This is a genomic window from Campylobacter sp. BCW_6464 (genome assembly GCF_001762775.1).
Lineage (GTDB): Bacteria > Campylobacterota > Campylobacteria > Campylobacterales > Campylobacteraceae > Campylobacter_D > Campylobacter_D jejuni.
Window position 1 is genome coordinate 1 of the sequence record NZ_MJXM01000040.1, and the last position, 1,483, is coordinate 1,483.

At 24.9% G+C, this 1,483-nt stretch carries 1 protein-coding gene and 1 pseudogene; both read left to right on the top strand.

All coding sequences use genetic code 11. The annotated features are described in order from the left end of the window. Window positions 1-226: pseudogene (locus AJ885_RS10950) on the top strand (glycosyltransferase family 2 protein); the annotation flags it as partial. 966 nt (window positions 227-1,192) lie between these two features. Then, a partial coding sequence (locus AJ885_RS02720; protein WP_148115608.1) for a glycosyltransferase family 2 protein occupies window positions 1,193-1,483 on the top strand: 291 nt, incomplete at its 3' end.

Sequence of the window (1,483 nt, forward strand, 5' to 3'; positions counted from 1 at the left end):
GTTTCTATCATAATCCCAATCTATAATGTGGAAAAATACCTAGATGAGTGTTTAAAAAGCGTCATAAATCAAACCTATAAAAATTTAGATATTATTTTAGTCGATGATGGAAGCACTGATAATAGCTTAAATATCGCTAAAGAATATACTAAAAAAGATGAAAGAATTTTTCTTATTATAAAAGAAAATGGTGGTTTAAGTTCAGCTAGAAATGCGGGTTTAGAATTTATCAAAGATACAAAATTAAGAGAATTTTTTGAAAATGAAGATAATATTGTAAGCTACAAAAGCACAAATGCTTTTAAAAACAATACTAAAGAACTTGCAAAAGAAGAAATAAATAAAAACTTTACAAAACTTAGTAAAAATATAATCCAAACAAAGCTTAAAAATATTAATGATTTTATAATTCAAGATTTACCTAATAATATTATTCACTTTTTAGATTCTGATGATTATTTAGAGCTTGATTGCATTGAAAAATGCGTAAATGAGATGAGTAAAGATGATATAGATATTTGCACACATAATATTAAAGAATTTCTTGAAGAAGGTCAAGTATTTAGACAAAAAGCAGAATGTGATATTTATTTAAATTGTAAATACGCTAAAAATATCAGTGGGATTGATTTTTTTAAAAAGAATGATATTTGCGAGTTTTATTTTGCTTGGCAAGGAGCTTTTAGGGCAAGTTTATTAAATGTCTATAAGCTTCGTTTTACTTATGGGATTTATCATGAAGATCATGATTTTGGAACTATATTATTCTTAAGCGCTAAAAAGATAACTTGTATTAAAGAAGAGTTGTTAATTTATAGAATTCGAGCTAATTCTATAATAAAAAGTGAAAAAGAAAAAATAATTCCTAAAAATATGCCTTTTTATTTAGAGTCTTTAAGAGATTATTTTGATGATTATTCTAAGCTTAGAGCTTATTTTAAGGCTTATTGTATGTGTAAGATTGGAGTCAATATCCTACTTTTTTGCAAAGAAAGCAGGATATTAAATGAAAAATTAGCAAATAAGATATTTTTACATTATATTCATTATTATATTGAGCAATATTATCCTTTAAATTATCTCAATATAAAGGCTTTATTTTCTTCAGTCGGTATCAATTTAAGATTTTTTAGATTTAGATTACTATTTAGATTTTATTTGCGCCATCCTAAAAAACTTTTTAAGAAAAATAATGTCTAAAATTTCAATAATTGTACCCACCTATAATGTAGAAAAATATATAGCAAGAGCTTTGGAAAGTTGCATAAATCAAACCTTTAAAGATATAGAAATAATCGTTGTGGATGATTGTGGAAATGACAAAAGTATAGAAATAGCTAAAGAATATGCCAAAAAAGATACAAGAATAAAAATAATCCATAATAAAACAAACCTAGGCACCTTTGCAGCCAGAAATAATGGTGTTAAACATTCAAATAGTGAGTATTTGATGTTTTTAGATCCTGATGATTATTTAGAGCTT